The 17,367-nt window shown below is 67.8% G+C and carries 14 protein-coding genes; 5 read left to right on the forward strand and 9 right to left on the reverse strand.

All coding sequences use genetic code 11. The features are described 5' to 3' along the window. Position 1 precedes the first annotated feature (1 nt). Positions 2-1,897: a heavy metal translocating P-type ATPase gene (locus ACSLUQ_RS12925; RefSeq protein ID WP_461808753.1), complete on the forward strand. Its 1,896-nt coding sequence runs from the start codon at positions 2-4 to the stop codon at positions 1,895-1,897. 188 nt (positions 1,898-2,085) lie between these two features. On the opposite strand, the gene ACSLUQ_RS12930 is transcribed toward ACSLUQ_RS12925, so the two are convergent. Both ACSLUQ_RS12930 and ACSLUQ_RS12935 read right to left on the reverse strand, forming a co-directional pair. Continuing rightward, positions 2,086-2,250, reverse strand: coding sequence for a DUF3309 family protein (locus ACSLUQ_RS12930; protein WP_417772116.1), 165 nt, complete (start codon positions 2,248-2,250; stop codon positions 2,086-2,088). Positions 2,251-2,381: 131 nt separating this feature from the next. Next, the gene (locus ACSLUQ_RS12935) at positions 2,382-2,555 is read right to left on the reverse strand and encodes a CsbD family protein (RefSeq protein ID WP_461808754.1); all 174 of its coding nucleotides are present in this window, start codon (positions 2,553-2,555) and stop codon (positions 2,382-2,384) included. A 521-nt stretch (positions 2,556-3,076) separates the two neighbouring features. Between ACSLUQ_RS12935 and ACSLUQ_RS12940 the strand changes: the two genes are divergently transcribed. Further along, the gene (locus tag ACSLUQ_RS12940) at positions 3,077-4,114 is read left to right on the forward strand and encodes a zinc-dependent alcohol dehydrogenase family protein (RefSeq protein ID WP_461808992.1); all 1,038 of its coding nucleotides are present in this window, start codon (positions 3,077-3,079) and stop codon (positions 4,112-4,114) included. Positions 4,115-4,177: 63 nt separating this feature from the next. Here the strand turns inward: ACSLUQ_RS12940 and ACSLUQ_RS12945 are convergent, their stop codons facing one another. Then, positions 4,178-4,957, reverse strand: a complete 780-nt coding sequence (locus ACSLUQ_RS12945; RefSeq protein ID WP_461808755.1) for a carbon-nitrogen hydrolase family protein — start codon at positions 4,955-4,957, stop codon at positions 4,178-4,180. Positions 4,958-5,067: 110 nt separating this feature from the next. On the opposite strand from ACSLUQ_RS12945, the gene ACSLUQ_RS12950 reads away from it, so the two are divergent. Then, complete coding sequence (locus tag ACSLUQ_RS12950) at positions 5,068-6,729, forward strand: flavin monoamine oxidase family protein (RefSeq protein WP_417772113.1); 1,662 nt, start codon at positions 5,068-5,070, stop codon at positions 6,727-6,729. A gap of 68 nt (positions 6,730-6,797) precedes the next feature. Here the strand turns inward: ACSLUQ_RS12950 and ACSLUQ_RS12955 are convergent, their stop codons facing one another. Further along, positions 6,798-8,003: an MFS transporter gene (locus ACSLUQ_RS12955; protein ID WP_461808756.1), complete on the reverse strand. Its 1,206-nt coding sequence runs from the start codon at positions 8,001-8,003 to the stop codon at positions 6,798-6,800. Between the two features lie 200 nt (positions 8,004-8,203). On the opposite strand from ACSLUQ_RS12955, the gene ACSLUQ_RS12960 reads away from it, so the two are divergent. Next, a complete protein-coding gene (locus ACSLUQ_RS12960; protein WP_461808993.1) occupies positions 8,204-9,145 on the forward strand; it encodes a LysR family transcriptional regulator in 942 nt (313 codons plus the stop codon). A 103-nt stretch (positions 9,146-9,248) separates the two neighbouring features. Here ACSLUQ_RS12960 and ACSLUQ_RS12965 read toward each other — a convergent pair whose 3' ends face one another. After that, positions 9,249-10,166, reverse strand: a complete 918-nt coding sequence (locus ACSLUQ_RS12965; RefSeq protein WP_417772111.1) for a dihydrodipicolinate synthase family protein — start codon at positions 10,164-10,166, stop codon at positions 9,249-9,251. A 173-nt stretch (positions 10,167-10,339) separates the two neighbouring features. Next, on the reverse strand, positions 10,340-10,795 hold the full coding sequence (locus ACSLUQ_RS12970) for an Lrp/AsnC family transcriptional regulator (protein WP_461808994.1): 456 nt from the start codon (positions 10,793-10,795) through the stop codon (positions 10,340-10,342). A gap of 137 nt (positions 10,796-10,932) precedes the next feature. Here ACSLUQ_RS12970 and ACSLUQ_RS12975 point away from each other — a divergent pair, with 137 nt between their 5' ends. Then, the gene (locus tag ACSLUQ_RS12975) at positions 10,933-14,355 is read left to right on the forward strand and encodes an indolepyruvate ferredoxin oxidoreductase family protein (protein WP_461808757.1); all 3,423 of its coding nucleotides are present in this window, start codon (positions 10,933-10,935) and stop codon (positions 14,353-14,355) included. 22 nt (positions 14,356-14,377) lie between these two features. Here ACSLUQ_RS12975 and ACSLUQ_RS12980 read toward each other — a convergent pair whose 3' ends face one another. The 3 genes from ACSLUQ_RS12980 to ACSLUQ_RS12990 form a co-directional block, all read right to left on the reverse strand. Further along, positions 14,378-14,893 (reverse strand): TRAP transporter small permease, encoded by a 516-nt coding sequence (locus ACSLUQ_RS12980; RefSeq protein ID WP_417772109.1) that lies wholly within the window; start codon positions 14,891-14,893, stop codon positions 14,378-14,380. Between the two features lie 189 nt (positions 14,894-15,082). Then, complete coding sequence (locus ACSLUQ_RS12985; protein WP_461808758.1) at positions 15,083-16,057, reverse strand: TRAP transporter substrate-binding protein; 975 nt, start codon at positions 16,055-16,057, stop codon at positions 15,083-15,085. Between the two features lie 22 nt (positions 16,058-16,079). After that, positions 16,080-17,363: a TRAP transporter large permease gene (locus tag ACSLUQ_RS12990; protein ID WP_417772107.1), complete on the reverse strand. Its 1,284-nt coding sequence runs from the start codon at positions 17,361-17,363 to the stop codon at positions 16,080-16,082. Positions 17,364-17,367 lie beyond the last annotated feature (4 nt).

The following is a 17,367-nucleotide window of genomic DNA, read 5'->3' on the forward strand; positions in this document are numbered from 1 at the left end:
TATGTTTCAAGATCGCCTGAAAGTCGCCTTGCTGGCCATCGCACTGCTCGGCCTGCTGTCGGGTCTCGGATTGTGGCTGGCCGGACAACCGGACCTTGCCGCCATGGCCTGGGCGACAGGTGTCATCCCGATACTTGCGGCCCTCATCATCGAGATTGTTCGAAGTCTCGCGCAGGGCGAGGTCGGACTCGACATCGTGGCGGCGCTGTCGATGTCGGCGGCGCTGCTGTTCGGCGAGACGCTGGCGGCCTCGGTGGTCGCGCTGATGTACTCGGGCGGAACCTTTCTGGAGAGCTTCGCCGAAGGGCGCGCCCGGCGCGAGATGAGCGATCTGTTGTCGCGCGTGCCCCGCACGGCCACGCGACACCGCAATGGCGCGCTCGACGAGGTCCCGCTCGATGACATCGCGCCGGACGACCTGCTGCTGATCCGGCAGGGTGACGTGGCACCGGTGGACGGCACGGTCGAGAGCGCGCACGCGATGCTGGACCAGGCGGCCCTGACGGGCGAGTCCATGCCGGTGCGGCTGGCGCGCGGGCAGGAGGTGATGAGCGGCTCGACCAATGCCGGGGATGCCTTCGATCTTCGGGTCACGCGGCGGGCGGCGGACAGCACATATGCCGGCATCGTCCGGCTGGTCGAGGCGGCACAGGCTTCCAAGGCGCCGATGGCCCGGCTGGCCGACCGCTATTCCCTGATGTTCCTGGCCGTGACGATCGTGCTGGCGACGGCGGCCTGGTGGCTCACCGGAGATCCGATCCGCGCGGTCGCGGTGCTGGTCGTGGCGACCCCTTGTCCGCTGATCCTTGCCGTGCCGGTGGCGCTTGTCGCCGGGCTTTCGCGGGCTGCCCATTTCGGAGTTCTGATCAAGGGCGCGAAGCCCCTGGAGGCGCTGGCACGGATCAAGACGCTGATCCTCGACAAGACCGGCACGCTGACCGATGGAAGACCTCAGATCGTCTCCATCGATACATATGGCGCGCTGTCGGAAGCCGAGATCCTGTATTTCGCCGCCGCGCTCGACCAGGCGTCGAAACACCCGATCGCACAAGCGATCGTCACCTCTGCGCAGGCGCGCGGGACCGCATTGCCGGTTCCCGAAAACGTGGTCGAGACGCCCGGCGAAGGCGTTGCCGGCACCGTCGATGGCCGAACGGTCGTCGTCGGGGGGGCGGATTTCGTCGCCGCGCAGGTCGGCGCCGACGATCCTGGAAGCGCGCTTCTCGAGGCCGGGTCCGTGGTCGTCTCGCTTGGCGTCGACGGGAAGCTCGCGGGCCATCTCGTCATGGCCGATGCGCTGCGGTCGGGTACGGCGGAGCTGCTGTCAGGGCTGCGCCGGCTGGGGATCGGCCGCATCATTCTGGCAACCGGCGACCGCCGCGCCGTAGCCGAAGCGGTGACCGAGGGGCTCGGCCTGGACGCCCTCCGGGCCGATCTGACTCCGGACCAGAAGGTGCTGCTGGTCCTGACGGAGCGCGAGGACGGCGCGGTGATGATGGTGGGCGACGGGGTGAACGATGCCCCGGCCCTTGCCGCCGCCGACATCGGGGTCGCCATGGGCGCGCGCGGAGCGGCCGCCTCGGCGGAGGCGGCGGATGTCGTGCTGCTGGTCGATCACCTCGACCGCCTGTTGCCGGGGATCGAAATCGCGCAACGCTCGCGCCGGATCGCTGTCGAGAGCGTCGTGGCCGGGATCGGCCTGTCGATCCTCGGCATGATCGCCGCGGCTTTCGGGTACCTGACGCCCGTGCAGGGCGCGCTGCTGCAGGAAATGATCGATGTGGCGGTGATCCTGAATGCGCTCAGGGCGCTGCGGATCGAGCCGGGGCGAACAGCCGGCGACACGAAGGCCGCGCCCTCCGCCCGGCCGCCCCGTCCGACATCCGCCGCAGCGTAGCCGAGGCATTTCGCCCGGAAAAGAAACGGCATGCGCTGCATGTGGCCGCCGCGCTCTATCACCAGTTCTGGCGCAGGTTCGTTCCCGCTCCCGGGCGGATCGATCCAGGCGCATGGCGCGGAAGGACAGGCCGCGCTTCTTCAGGGGCACGGCCTGTTTTCGGGTGGGACGGGGAGTTCAGGTTGCCGTCACAGCCGGCCAAGCAGCATCAGCACGACGACGACGATCAGCACGGCGCCAAGCACGCCGACGCCGGAATGCCCGAAGCCGTAGCCATAGCCGCCGAAGCGCCCGCTGAACCCGCCAAGAAGGAAGATGATAAGAACAATGACCAGAATTGTGCCGAGTGACATGACGCATTCTCCTGTTGCAGGAAGCCGCTGCGTCCTCAGCTGAGATCGGACATACAGCGGCATCGTGAGGGTGCGGGCCGGCGCTCAAGCCGCGCGGCCCGTCTCGTCGTTTGCGGATCGCTCCGCGGTTGCTACGCGTCGCGCACGGCGTCCTTGATGCTGCCGACGGCATTCTGGATCTTGCCCTCGATCTTGTCGGCCTTGCCCTCCGTTTCGAGCTTCGCGTCGCCAGTCGCCTTTCCGACGGCGGTCTTGAACTTGCCCTTCACAACCTTCGCGGAGCCGATCACCCGATCCTTGTCCATGGTATTTTCCTTTGCCAGGCACATGCCCACCGAAACCCGGTGAACCGCCGCGATCATGGCACCCTCGCCCCCGCTCCATACTGATGCAGGTTGGTCCGTCCCGCATGGCGCGCTGGTCGCGCTGCCGCCAGGCGGCTCAAGGCGCTTGTCGAGCAACGGCGGGCTGGACGAAACTGCCCCTCGCGCCGACGCTGACCTGTCAGCTTCGCAAGGCAACGAGGCCGTGGCCGATCTTCGCGCCGGCCGCTTCGAAGGCGCCGCGGTCCTGACTGTCTGAAGCCAGCGTATCGGACAATTCCACCACCACCAATATAGATCAATGCGCGCCGCATCATGGCGGGCGAGACTCCGGCCTGCAGTGCGAGCGCCCTCTCGCAACTGCCGATCTTTCGTGGACCGGCGCTGCCCTTTCCACGACTGTCACATGGAGAACCGTCATGAACTCGACCCTCAAATCGAAGCCGGCCGCCGCCCGTTCCGCGGGAGCCGCATCGGCGGGCGAGCGCGAAGGCGCCGCCAGGATGCAGGCGATGGTCTATGCCGCGCCCGGACAGATCAAGCTGCAGGACTGCCCCAGGCCGGTCATCAAGGATCCGGGAGACGCCATCGTGCGGGTCACCCATACGACGATCTGCGGCACCGACCTGCACATCTTGAAAGGCGATGTGCCGACGGCGACGCCCGGTCGCATTCTCGGCCACGAGGGTGTCGGCGTGATCGACAGCGTCGGGGCAGCGGTCACCTCGTTCAAGCCTGGCGACCATGTGCTGATCTCCTGCGTCAGCGCCTGCGGCACCTGCGGGTTCTGCCGCAAGCAGATGTACTCGCACTGCACCACCGGCGGCTGGATCCTGGGCAACTCCATCGACGGCACCCAGGCCGAATATGTCCGCACGCCTCACGCCGAGATGAGCCTCTACCACATCCCCGAAGGCGCCAACGAAGAGGCGCTGGTGATGCTGAGCGACATCCTGCCCACCGGGTTCGAATGCGGCGTCCTTAACGGCAAGGTCCAGCCGGGCGGGTCCGTCGCGATCGTCGGCTCGGGTCCGATAGGTCTGGCGGCGTTGCTGACGGCGCAGTTCTACTCGCCCGGATCGATCATCATGATCGACCTCGACGACAGCCGGCTCGAGATCGCCAGGCGCTTTGGCGCCACCGAGACGGTGAACAGCTCCAACGGCAAGGCGGTCGAAGCGGTGATGGCGCTGACCGACGGCGCCGGTGTCGACACGGTCATCGAGGCCGTCGGCATACCGGCGACATTCGAGCTTTGCGAGCGGCTGGTCGCGGCCGGCGGCGTCATCGCGAACGTCGGCGTTCATGGCAAGCCCGCCAGCCTGCATCTGGAGGCCCTGTGGGACCGCAACATCGCGATCACCACGCGTCTGGTCGATACCGCGACCATTCCGATGCTGTTCAAGACCGTCGCGGCGAACAAGATCGACCCGACGCTGCTGATCACGCACCGCTTCAAGCTCGCGGAGGGCGAGGCAGCCTACAAGACCTTCGCCAATGCCGCCGAGACCAAGGCGCTCAAGGTCATCATCAGCACCTGATCCGCGCCGCGCGGGCGCATCCCAGCGCCCGCGCGGCCCGAGCCCGGACCGCTTGCGCCGACCCTACTCCCGAACGGGTTCGCGCCGATCCGCCGCCTGGTTCGACAGGCCCTCCACCGCAAGATCCTCCGCCCCCGGCAGCTCGGCGATCAGCAGCGCCTCCGTCACCCCGGCGGAGGCCACGACGCGGGCATCGGGGCCGACGATCACCGAACCACCGCCATAGACAAGCCCGGCCTCCGATCCGCAGTAATTGGCATAGGCGACGCACGCGCGGTTTTCATGCGCGCGTGCTGGCACCAGCACCTGCTGCACATGCTCATAGCCACGCGGATTGGCCGTCGGCACCAGCAGCAGGTCGGCCCCTGCTCCCGCCAGCGCGGCCGCGTGATGCGGGAACTCGATGTCGTAGCAGATGAGCAACCCGGCGCGCCGCCCCTCGAGCGGAAAGACCGCCGGCGCCCTGTCGCCGGCGGCGAAACCTGCCGTCTCCATCGCCCCGTAAAGCTGGATCTTGCGATAATGCGCCAGCATCTTCCCGCCGGCGTCGAACGCGGAGGCGGAATTGTAGATGCGCGCACCCGCGCGCTCGGCCCAGCCGAGCGTCACGCCGCAGCCCGCCAAGCGGGCAAGGTTGGCAACGCGTGCCATCCAGTCGCCGTCGAGCGGCTGCGCCAGCGCGCGGTGCAGGTCCGGGCGGTTGTACCCCGGCAGGAACAGCTCGGGCATGACCAGCATGCGTGCGCCCGCCAGCGCCGAAACCCGCAGCCAGTGCTCGAGCCGGGCGAAAGCCCCGTCCACGTCGCCATCGGCGGAGGGTCCCTGATACAACGCCAGTTTCATGCTTCGGCCTTCCGGAAACGGTTGGCCCGACAATGACATATTTCATAGGATGGAGCCATCGGCCGCCGGCCCACACCCACCACTCCCACCTGCCCGTCCAAGGAGCCCCCATGCATCCGGTCACCGCGTTCGGCCCCGACTTTCCCTTTGCCTATGACGACTGGCTCGGGCACCCCGACGGACTTGGCACCATCCCCGCGGCGCGGCACGGGGCGGAAGTGGCGATCATCGGCGCGGGCGCGGCCGGCCTTGTCGCCGGATACGAGCTGATGCGGCTCGGGCTCAGGCCGATCCTCTACGAATCGGGCCGTTTCGGTGGCCGGCTTCGCTCGGAAACCTTCGAGGGCACGCAGGACGTGATCGCGGAGCTCGGCGGCATGCGCTTTCCGGTGTCCTCGCGCGGCTTCTATCACTATCTCGACCTTCTCGGATGCCGCAGCGAGCCGTTTCCCAATCCGCTGACACCCGCCGCCGGCTCGACGGTGATCGACCTGGAGGGACGGACGCTGTTCGCCCGCAGCGCCGGGGACCTGCCGGAGCTCTACCAGCAGGTGTCGACCGCCTATCACGCGGCGCTCGAGGAGATCGCCCGCTTTTCCGGGCTTCAGGACGCGATCCGGGCGCGCGACCCGGCGCGCATCAAGGCGATCTGGGACCCGCTGGTGCGCGACTGGGACGAGCGCACCTTCTACGATTTCATCGCCTCTTCCTCGGCCTTCCGCGCCCTCTCCTTCCACCATCGGGAGGTCTTCGGCCAGGTCGGTTTCGGCACCGGCGGCTGGGATTCCGACTTCCCCAATTCCATGCTGGAGATCCTGCGCGTCAACCTGACCGAACTCGACGACAATCAGCGCTATGTGGTCGGCGGCGTCGAGCAGATGCCGCAGCGACTGTGGCGCCTTCCGGCGGATTGCGCCCACTGGCCTCAGGGCACCAGCCTGTCGGCGCTGAACGGCGGGGCGACGCGCGGGCGGGCGGTGCGCATCCGCCGCGAGACGGACGCCTCCGGCCGGCCCGGCGCACTGGCCGTCACCGATCAGTGGGGGCGAAGCGACAGCTACGACGCGGTGCTCGTCACCTGCCAGAGCCACCTCATGACCACCGCCATCGAGGTCGAGGAAGCCCTGTTCGACCAGAAGCTCTGGATGGCGCTCGACCGCACACGCTACATGCAGGCGGCCAAGACATTCGTCATGGTCGACCGGCCGTTCTGGAAGGACCTTGACCCGGCCACCGGCCGGCCGCTGCTGTCGATGACACTGACCGACCGGCTCACGCGCGGCACCTATCTCTTCGACAACGGGCCCGACAAACCTGCTGTCATCTGCCTGTCCTACGCCTGGATGACCGACGCGCTGAAGGTGTTGCCGCTGCCGGCGGAGAAGCGTGTCGAACTGGCGCTTTCCGCCCTTCGCCAGATCTACCCGGGCGTCGACATCGCCAGCCACATTCGCGGCAATCCGATCTGCGTGAGCTGGGAGGCGGACGAGAATTTCCTCGGGGCATTCAAGGGCGCGCTGCCCGGGCACTACCGCTACAACCACCGCATGTACGGGCATTTCATGCAGGAGGCTCTGCCGGTCGAGCAGCGCGGCATCTTCATGGCCGGCGACGGGGTGAGCTGGACCCCGGCCTGGGTGGAAGGGGCCGTGCAGACGGCGCTCAACGCGGTCTGGGGCATCATGCATCACTTCGGGGGAGAGACGCCCGCCGGGAACCCCGGCCCGGGCGACCTCTATCCCCGTCTCGGCCCCGTCGCCCTGCCGGACTGACCGATCAGGCCCGGCGCGCGCAGGGCGCCGGGCCTGATCGGGTCATGCTGCGGTTCGAAGCGGCCGGCTCATGCGTCGCAGGCGACGACGGCGCGGGCGCGGAGCCTGCCGAGCAGGAGCAGCCCAAGACCCGAGGCGGCCAGCAGCGCCCCGGCGAGGGGAATGGCCTCGTAGCCGAACCCCATCCGGATGACGGCCGCCCCGACCGCCGCGCCCAGCGCATTGCCGAGGTTGAAGGCGCCGACGTTGATCGATGAGGCCAGCGCCGGGGCATCCTCGGCGGCATGCATCACCCGCGTCTGGACCGGAGGCACGATGGCGAAGGCGGCGATGCCCCAGGCGAGCAGGCCAAGGGCGATGGCCACCTGGCTGGCAAAGAGCAGCGGCAGCACCACCATGATCCCGGCAAGCGCCAGGAGGAAGACCGCAGCCGCCCCGTCGAGCGACCAGACCGACAGCCGCCCGCCGAGCCAGTTGCCGATGGTGAAGCCGACCCCGATCAGCACCAGCGCCAGGGTGACGAAGCTCGCGGATGCGCCGCTCAGGACCTCGAGCGAGGCCGTGACATAGGTGTAGAGCGAGAACATCGCCCCCGCCCCCATCACCGTGGTGGCCATGGCCAGCAGGACGTCGGGGCGCATGAGCACGCTCAACTCGCGGCGGATTTCCGGCTTCCCGCCGGCGGCATCGCGCGGCAGCGCCAGCGCCAGCGCCGCGATTGCCACGAGGCCGAGGACGGCCGTTCCGGCGAAGGCCATCCGCCAGCCGACCTGCTGGCCGATCCAGGTGGCCGCCGGCACGCCGCCGATGTTGGCGATGGTCAGGCCCATGAACATCGCAGCCACCGCGCCGGCGCGCTTTTCCCGCGTCACCATGCTGGCGGCGACAATCGAGCCGAGCCCGAAGAAAGCCCCGTGGTTGAGGCTGGTGACAAGGCGGGAGGCCAGCAGGGTCAGATAGTCCGGCGACAGCGCCGACATGACATTGCCAAGCGTGAAAATGCCCATCAGCAGCATCAGAGCGGTGCGCTTGCCGAAACGGCTGAAGGCGAGCGTCATCACCGGCGCACCGACAAGAACGCCGACCGCATAGGCGCTGACAAGCAGGCCGGCCGTCGGGATCGAGACATCCACGCCCTCGGCGATGACGGGCAGCAGGCCCATCGGCGAGAATTCCGTGGTGCCGATACCGAAGGCACCGATGGCAAGCGCAAGAAGGGCCCAGCGCGCGTGCGGCGCCGGCATGGCCGCGCCAGGGGCGTTGACCGTTTGCATGATGATTTCTCCAGATCCCCGCAGCGCCTGTCGTCAGACGCCGCGCAGCCGGTGGCTCCCGCTCTCGCGCCCGACGGTGCGGGCGGGGCTGAGCCGGGCCGGCTCGTTTCGTTGCCCGGAAGATAGTCGTGCGGAAACGGCTTGATAATCCGCTCGCCAGGCACATTATCTGTGAAACAAATTCACCAAAGGGCCCCATGATGGACAATCGTGCAGGCGAAATGCAGGTCTTTCTGCGCGTCGTCGAGACCGGCAGTTTCTCCGAGGCGGCGCGGCTGATGCGGATGGCGCCCTCGACGGTGAGCAAGCTCGTCGCCCGCATCGAGGCGCGCATGGGCGTGCGCCTGCTCGAGCGCTCGACGCGCCGGCTCCTGCTGACCGCCGAGGGGGAGACCTACTATGAGCGCAGCCAGGCGGTGCTCGGCGAGATCGAGGAGATCGAGCGCGAGCTGTCGCAGGGCGCCAGGGCGGCGGGCGGCACGGTCAGGATCAATGCCTCCGTCGCGCTCGGCACGCTCGGCCTCGAGCCGTTGTTGCCGGCGTTCTGGCGAGACTGCCCCAACATCGTCATCGACCTGTCGCTGTCGGACGAGATCGTCGATCTCTACCTCGACCGGACGGACGTCGCCTTCCGGACCGGCAGGCTGCCGGATTCGCGCATGAACGCGCGGCACATCGGCGTGGCCCATCGCAAGATCGTCGCCGCGCCTTCCTATCTCCAGCGCCACGGAACGCCGCAACGGGCGGAGGATCTTTCCCGGCACAACTGCCTCGGCTTCAACTTTCGCCGCGCCGACCCTGTCTGGCCGCTGACGGAAAGCGGCCGCATCGTTGACCGCACCGTCTCCGGCGCGCTGCTTGCCAACAATGGCGAGACCGTGCGGCGCATGGCGCTCGCCGGAGTCGGCCTCGCCCGGCTCGGCGACTATCACGCGCGCGAAGACCTTGAGGCGGGACGGCTGGTGGAGGTTCTCGCCGGGGCGGTCGAGCGCGACGAGGAGGAGATCAACGCCGTCTATCTCGGCGGCGCACGGATGCCGCAGCGGGTGCGCACCTTCCTCGATTTCGTCGTGCCGCGGCTGCGCCTGTTCCTTGCCCCCCAGGCGCGCGCGGACGACACGCGGGAGGCTCCGGCCACCTGAACGGCGCGGCGCGGCGGACGGTTTCCGGATCAGAGCCTAGGGGTTCGTTCGTTGTGGCGGTCTCGTCACCCGATCACCTGACCCAACTTCATCGGGCCCAATTTCACCGCCCCCAGGTCAGGGCAAGCACGTCAAGGTCGCGGGCAAGCTCGAGCAGGCGTGATTTCGTGCGGTCCGACAAGGGCTTGAGCGGATGGCGCACGGCGTCGCTGCGGATCACCCCGCCCTCGCGAAAGACGGTTTTGGTCGCCCGCAGGCCGCATTGCCGGTTCTCGTGGTTGATGAGCGGCAGGCAGCGCGTCCACTGTTCGAGCGCGGCCCCGGTGTCGCCGGCAAGGTAGTTGGTCACGATCGGCCGGATCCTGTCGGGGAACATGGCCGAAGTCATCGAACCGGTCGCGCCAGCGTCGAGATCGGCCAGCAGTGTCACGGCCTCCTCACCGTCGAAGGGTCCGAGAATGTGGTCGCCCGCCGCCTCGATCAGCGCCGCCAGCTTGTCGGCGGCAAACGGGCATTCGATCTTGAAGTAGCTGACGTTTTCCAGCTCGCGGGCAAGCCGGGCCAGCAGCTCGACCGGAAGCGTCACGCCGGACAGCGGCGCGTCCTGCACCATGATCGGGATCGAAATCGCCTCGCTCGCGGCACGAAAGTGCTCGAAGATGCCCTGCGCCGCCGGAAAGAGGCCGGAGCCGTGGTAGGGCGGCATCATCATCACCATGGCCGCGCCCATGGCCTCGGCATCGCGCGCCCGGCCGACGACGATGTCGGTGCTGAAATGGCTGATGGTGACGATCACCGGTACCCGGCCGGCGGTGTGTTCCAGACCGAGCTTCATCAGCCGCGCCCGCTCCTCGTCGCTCAGCAGGAACTGCTCGGAGTAGTTGGCCAGGATGCAGATCGCGTCGACGCCCTGGTCGATCATGCAGTCGATGACGCGGCGCATGCCCTCCTCATCGACGCGGCCGTCGTCGTGGAAGGGTGTCGGGGCGACGGGCAGGATGCCGGTAAGCGGTGACGTCATGACCAATTTTCCCAATCTTTCGTACAGATTTTCGAAATTCTGTCGCGCGATTGCACATCAATGCAGCGCCCGCGCGCCCTACGCCGCTTGCGCCGACTGTAGCCGGCGAAACGGCCGGCGGCGAGCAAGTCCCCCGGCGAAGGCCGTCCCAGGGCACCCGACGGCTCCCCCCGTCAGGGGATCTCGCGGGTCTTGATGTTCCTGAGCACGAGGTTGGTCTGGGCGCTCGCCACCGCCGGCAGGCGGAACAGGAATTCCTCGAGAAAGCGATTGTAGGCGGCAAGATCGCGGCACTGAACAACCAGGTGATAGTCGGCCTGCCCCGTGGTCGCGTAGCACTCGCGCACCTCGTCCTTGGTCTGGACGGCGCGGATAAAACCGGCAAGCTGCTCGGGATCGTGGCGCGTCAGATGCACATGCACAACCGCCTTGAAGGTCAATCCGAGCTTTTCCTCGTCGACCGAGATGCCGTAGCCGCGAATGACGCCGGCCTCTTCCAGCGCGCGCACCCGCCGCCAGCAGGAGGACGGCGACAGCCCCACCTCGCGGGCGAGATCGGCGTTGGAAATGCGGCTGTCGCGGCGCAGAAGCTCGAGGATACGCCGGTCGGTTCTGGCGATTTCTTCCATGACAATATCTTTCAAGATATATGATTTTCCCGACATGAATTGTCACGAAATCGCGGAATGATCCAGACATTTGGTCTGATTTTTCGCCTATCCTGCGACATCCTCACCAGATGCACACATTCCGGGAGGGTCTTGCCGTGAGCGACAGCGACCGAAAGCTTGACGACTACCGCCTTGCCGACCGCTACACGCGCCGGTCGGGTCGGGTGTTCCTGACGGGAACCCAGGCTCTGGTGCGCGTGCTCCTCGACCAGGCGCGGCGCGACCGGGAGGCCGGGCTCAACACCGCCGGCTTCGTTTCGGGGTATCGCGGCTCGCCGCTCGGCGGCGTCGACCTGGAGATGTGGCGCTGCAAGGACGCGCTGAAGCAGGCGGCCATCGACTTCATGCCGGCGGTCAACGAAGACCTTGGCGCGACGGCGGTTCTCGGCGCCCAGCAGGCCAGCCTCGACCCGCGCTGCGAGGTCGAGGGCGTGTTTTCCATGTGGTACGGCAAGGGCCCCGGCGTCGACCGCTCCGGCGATGCGCTGAAGCACGGCAACGCCTACGGCTCCGCGCCGAAGGGCGGCGTGCTCGTCGTCGCCGGCGACGACCACGGCTGCGTCTCCTCTTCCATGCCGCACCAGTCGGACGTGGCCTTCATGTCCTGGTTCATGCCGACGCTCAACCCGGCCTCGGTGGAGGAATTTCTCTCCTTCGGCGAATACGGGCTGGCGCTGTCGCGCTTTTCCGGCACCTGGGTCGGCTTCAAGGCAATCTCCGAGACGGTGGAATCGGGCCAGTCCCTCACCCTTCCCGACGACCGCGACTTCGTCATCCCCCCCTTCACCCCGCCTCCCGGCGGGCTGCACGTACGCCTCTCGGACCTGCCGAGCGCGGAAATCGAGACCCGCATCGGCGCCAAGCTCGACGCGGTGGAGGCCTTCGTCGAGGCGAACCCGATCGACCGGCGCATCTACGACATCGAGGATGCGCGCTTCGGCATCGTCACCACCGGCAAGGGCCATCTTGACCTGATGGAGGCGCTGCGCCTGCTGGGGCTCGACGAAGCCGCCTGCCGCAGGCTCGGCATCGACATCTACAAGGTCGGCATGGTCTGGCCACTGGCGCGCCGCGACGCGCTCGCCTTCGTGCGCGGCAAGAAGGAAGTGCTCGTCGTCGAGGAAAAGCGCGGCATCATCGAGAGCCAGTTCAAGGAATATTTCTACGACTGGCCCGGTGACAAGCCGGAGAAGATGGTCGGCAAGCACCGCGCCGCCGGCGATCCGCTGCTGCCGTGGACCGGCGAGCTCAGCCCGCTGGAGCTGGTCCCCGTCGTTGCCGAACGTCTCGACCGGTTCTTCCCCCAGGAAAAGCTGCAGGAGCGCGCCCGGACCCTGACGGCGACACCCGCGCCGGTGCTTTCCGTGCCGGGCGCGACCCGCACCCCCTATTTCTGCTCGGGCTGCCCGCACAACACCTCGACCAAGGTGCCCGAGGGAAGTCACGCCAACTCCGGCATCGGCTGCCACGTCATGGCGAGCTGGATGAACCGCGACACCGCCGGCTACGCCCAGATGGGCGGCGAGGGCGTGCCCTGGGTGGCGGCATCGCGCTTCACCGGCAACCGGCATGTGTTCCAGAATCTCGGCGAGGGCACATGGTATCACTCCGGCAGTCTGGCGATCCGCCAGGCGGTCGCGGCGAAGACCAACATCACCTACAAGATCCTATACAATGACGCCGTCGCCATGACCGGCGGCCAACCGGTGGACGGACCGGTGAGCGTCTCCGGCATCGCCCAGACCTGTCGCGCCGAAGGGGTGGAGCGCATCGCCCTCGTCTCCGACGACATCGGCAAGTTCTCCGGGGCCGATCTGCCCTTCGGCACCACCTTCCACGACCGGGCCGAAATGGACGCGGTGCAGCGCGAACTGCGCGATGTGAAGGGCGTCAGCGTCCTCATCTACGAGCAGACCTGCGCCACCGAGAAACGCCGCCGGCGCAAGCGCGGCAAGATGGAGGATCCAGCCCGGTTCGCCGTCATCAACGACCTCGTCTGCGAGGGCTGCGGCGACTGTTCGGTCGAAAGCAACTGCCTCAGCGTCGAGCCGGTGGAGACCGAGTTCGGCCGCAAGCGCAAGATCAACCTGTCGAACTGCAACAAGGACTTCTCCTGCCTCAACGGCTTCTGCCCGAGCTTCGTCACGGTGGAAGGGGCGACGCGGAAAAAGCGCGGTCCGCTCGATCTCGATCTGGCGGCCCTGGCCGCCACGCTGCCCTCGCCGGCCCTGCCGGATCTCAACGAGCCCTTCGACCTTCTGGTCGCCGGCGTCGGCGGCACCGGCGTCGTCACCGTCGGCGCGCTGATCACCATGGCCGCCCACCTGGAAGGCAAGGGCGCCAGCGTCCTCGACTTCACCGGTTTCGCCCAGAAGTTCGGAACGGTGCTCGGCTATGTGCGTCTGGCGGAAACGCCCGGAGCGATCAACCAGGTCAGGATCGGCAACGGCTCGGCCGATGCGGTCATCGCCTGCGACGCGGTCGTCGCCTCCTCGCCCAAGGCCTCGGTGCTGTTTCGCCACGGCTCGCGCATGGTCATGAACCTTGCCGACATCCCGACCGGCGATCTTGTGCTCAACCGCGACGCAAACCTCAACCTCGCGGCGCGCGAGGCGCTCGTCGCGCGGACGGTCGGGGCGGAAAACCTCTGGTCGCTCGATGCCAACACGCTGTCGGAAAAGGTGATGGGCGACGCCATCTTCGCCAATATCATCCTGCTCGGCGCGGCCTGGCAGCGCGGCATGGTGCCGGTCGGCTGCGCCGCGCTGATGAAGGCCATCGAGCTCAACGGCACGGCGGCGGCGCTGAACGTGCGTGCCTTCGACCTGGGTCGACTGATGGCCGCGACCCCGGACAGGATCGAACCGCTGCTTGGCGCCCCCGAGCGTTTCGCCGAGACCACGGAAGAGATCATCGACCGCCGCGCCGCCTTCCTCGCCCTCTACCAGAACCGCTCCTATGCCGAGCGCTACCGGACGCGGCTTGCCGAATTTCGCAAGGCGCTGCCGGCGGAAGCACCCGAGGGGATCATCGCCGCCGCGGCACGCGCCCTGTTCAAGCTGATGGCCTACAAGGACGAATACGAGGTCGCCCGACTGCACACGCAAACGGGTTTCGCCGAGACGCTGAAGGAGACGTTCGAGGGCGATTTCAAGGTGAACTACCACTTCGCTCCGCCCTTCCTGCCGTCGTCGCGCGATACGCGCGGCCGACCGGGAAAGCGCAGCTTCGGGTCGTGGATGACGCCGGTGCTGAAGACGATGGCCCGCTTCAAGGGCCTGCGCGGCACGCCCTTCGATCCGTTCGGCTACACTGCCGACCGCAAGCTCGACCGGGAGCTTCTTGGCTGGTACGAGCGCGTTCTGCGCGACATTGCCGCCGACTACGAACGGCTCGGCGCGGACACGGCGCGCGACATCGCCGCCGCCCCCATGGAGATCCGCGGCTATGGCCCGGTGCGCGAGGATGCGGCGAAAAAGGTCACCGCGCGCACCGAGGAGGCGCTGCGGGCGGCGTGACGAACGGCGCCGGCGGGCCGCTTCAGCGCGCCGCCGGCTCCTCGCCCATCGCGGCCCAGCGGGCGGCGAGATGGATCAGGATGATCGCCATCGACAGCGGCACGGCGGCGGCGATCCAGACCATCGGGATGCCGAGCGTATCGGCCGTCAGCCCCGCCTGGCGGGCGAGATAGCCCTTGGCGAAACCGCCGCGCAGACCGATGAAGCAGAAGTACAGAACCGGGCCGACGAAGACGACGACGGCGGCGCTCTGCAGCGCTTCGGCAAGATATCCGAGCAACCGCGGGCGGGCGGGAAAGACGCTGTTCAAAAGCACCGCGTCGGCGCGGGTCTTGAAGGAAAGCGTCGCGCCGAGCAGGCCGGTCCACACCATCATGTAGCGGGCGACATCCTCGGTCCAGACCGGCGGCGCGGAGAAGATGTAGCGCGCCACCACCTGGACCATCACCGTGGCGAACATGATGACGAGCGCGAGGATGGCGGCACGCCGCGCCAGCGCGTGAATGGCATCGCTCAATCCGATGACGAGGCGTCGCATGTTGGTGGGTCCCGGCTCTTTCGTTGCAGGTCGCGACGGGCCGGGGTGCGGCCCGCCGCCATGGTGTTTGTCGGCTCAGCGGGTGCTTCGCGGCGGGCCGGGGTGCGGCCCGCCGCCGTGGTGTTTATCGGCTCAGCGGGTGCTTCGCGGCGGGCCGGGGTGCGGCCCGCCACCGTGGTGTTTGTCGGCTCAGCGGGTGCTGTCGGTCAGGTCGGTCCAGCGCTTGACAGCATCCTCCGGCATCAGCCCGGAGGTGTAGACCTTTTTCGACAGGTCACGGAAAGCGGTCCGCTCCTCGCCACTCAGCCGCTGAACGGTGACACCGGCGTTTTCCAGGGCCTCGAGCGAGGTCACCGCGACGCGATCGAGCCAGGCACGGGTCGCGGCATTGGCGGTCTCCACCGCCTTGTCGACGGCCACGCGATCCGCATCCGAAAGACCGTCGTACCAGCCCTTCGACACCATGACGGCGCGCAGGGGAATGATGACCCCCGCATCGGCGAAGTTCTTCACGATGTCGGTCTGGCCGAACATGATCGGCACGAAGGCCGAGTTCAGGTAGCCGTCGACAATGCCGGTCTGTAGACCTGCCGGAACGTCCGACCAGGGCACGATGACGCCGGCGGCGCCCCAGGACTGGTAGAGCGCGATCTGCGCGTCATCGAGGGCACGCATGCGCAGGCCCTGCATGTCGGCCGGCGCGCGCACCGCCTGGCTCGTGGTGATGATGCCGGACGACGGGCCGAGCGGCACCAGCGCCAGCAGCTTCACGTCCTGGGCGGCAATCGCCTCGTTGACCGTCTCGATCACCTTGCCGGCCGCCAGCGCCCGGTACATGTGGGCGACGTCGTCGAAGATGTAGGGAAGGCGGACACCGTAGATGAAGGGATCGATCTGCCCGACTGAGCGAACATCGGACAGCGACACCTCGAGCAGGCCGATGGAAAGCTGGTCGAGCTTTTCCGCCTCGTCGCCGATGGAGCCGCGCGGCATCTCGCGCACCTCCATGCCGGCGGCGGTGAGCGCCTCGCCGAAGGCATGGGCCCAGTTGTAGGAGCCCGACGTCTCCAGATCCGGCTTGGTGTCGAGCGCGATCTTCACCTCCGCCGAGGCGGGGCCGGCGGCGAGCAGCAGGGCGGCGAGTGCGACTGCCTTGAGTTTCATGGTCATTCCTCCCAGTTGACGTTCAGTTCACGGCGAAGCCAAAGAAGCGCGGCAGGGCAAGGCTGAGCTCCGGCCAGTAGGCAAGGGCGGCGAGCAGCAGCACCTGCACCGCCACGAAAGGCAGCGTCGCCAGGGCAAGCCGCCAGTAGTTGACGCCGGTCAGCGCCGACACCACGACCAGGCACTTGCCAAGCGGGGGCGTGATCAGGCCGATGCAGAGATTGAAGCTCAGCACGATGCCGAGATGAACCGGGTCGATGCCCTGGGCCAGCGCCTGCGGCGCGAAAAGCGGCACCAGCAGCGACAGGGCGACGGGCGTGTCCATGAACATCCCGGCCACAAGGAAGACCGCGAGCAGGAAGAACAGATAGCGCGCGCCGGAGAGGCCAAAGCTCTCGACCCAGCTTGCCAGCGCCTGCGACCAGCCCATCTGCCCGGCGAGATAGCCGAGCACGGAAATCGCCGCCAGGATGATGAAGATGGTACCGGTGAGCTTGGCCGTCGCCTCGACCGCATCGATCAGCATGCGCCAGCTCAACCCGTCGTAGAAGCGCCCGGCCACGAGCGCACAGAGCACGGCGATGGCCGAGCCTTCCGTCGGCGTGGCAAAGCCGAAGACCAGCGAACCGAGGATCACGACAGGCAGGCAGAGCGCGGGCGCGGCGCGCAGCAGGCTCGGCCAGAAGGCGGGAATGTCCGCTCCCTCGCCGCCCGGATGGCCCCGCCAGTGGGCGATGATCGCGTTGAGCGCCATCAGCGAGGCGGCGAGCAGCAGGCCCGGAATGACGCCGGCGACGAAAAGCGCGGCGACGGACGCGCCGGTCAGGCCGCCGTAGATGATCATGATGATCGAGGGCGGAATGATGGGCCCGATCATCGAGGAGGCGGCGGTGATCGCGCCGGCATAGACCTTGTCGTAGCCGCGCTCCGCCATCGCCGGCACGAAGGTGCGCGACAATGCGGCCGCATCGGCCACGGCCGAGCCGGAAATGCCGGCGAAGAAGACGCTGGTCAGGATGTTGACGTGGCCGAGACCGCCGCGAAACCGGCCGACCAGCGACAGCGCGAAATCGATGAGACTGCGCGTCACCCCGGCGCGGCTCATGATCTCGGCCGTCAGGATGAAGAGCGGCATCGCCATGAAGGCGAAGACATCGAGCTGCGCGAAGATGCGCTGCGGCAGGATCGACAGGTACTGGGCCTTGTCGGCCGCGATGAAAGAGACGACCGACACCGCTCCCATCAGGTAGGCGAAGGCGGTGCCGCTGACGAGAAGCGCGGCGAAGACGAGGGCGACGACCCACATGGCG

The sequence above is a fragment of the Stappia sp. ICDLI1TA098 genome, assembly GCF_054880955.1.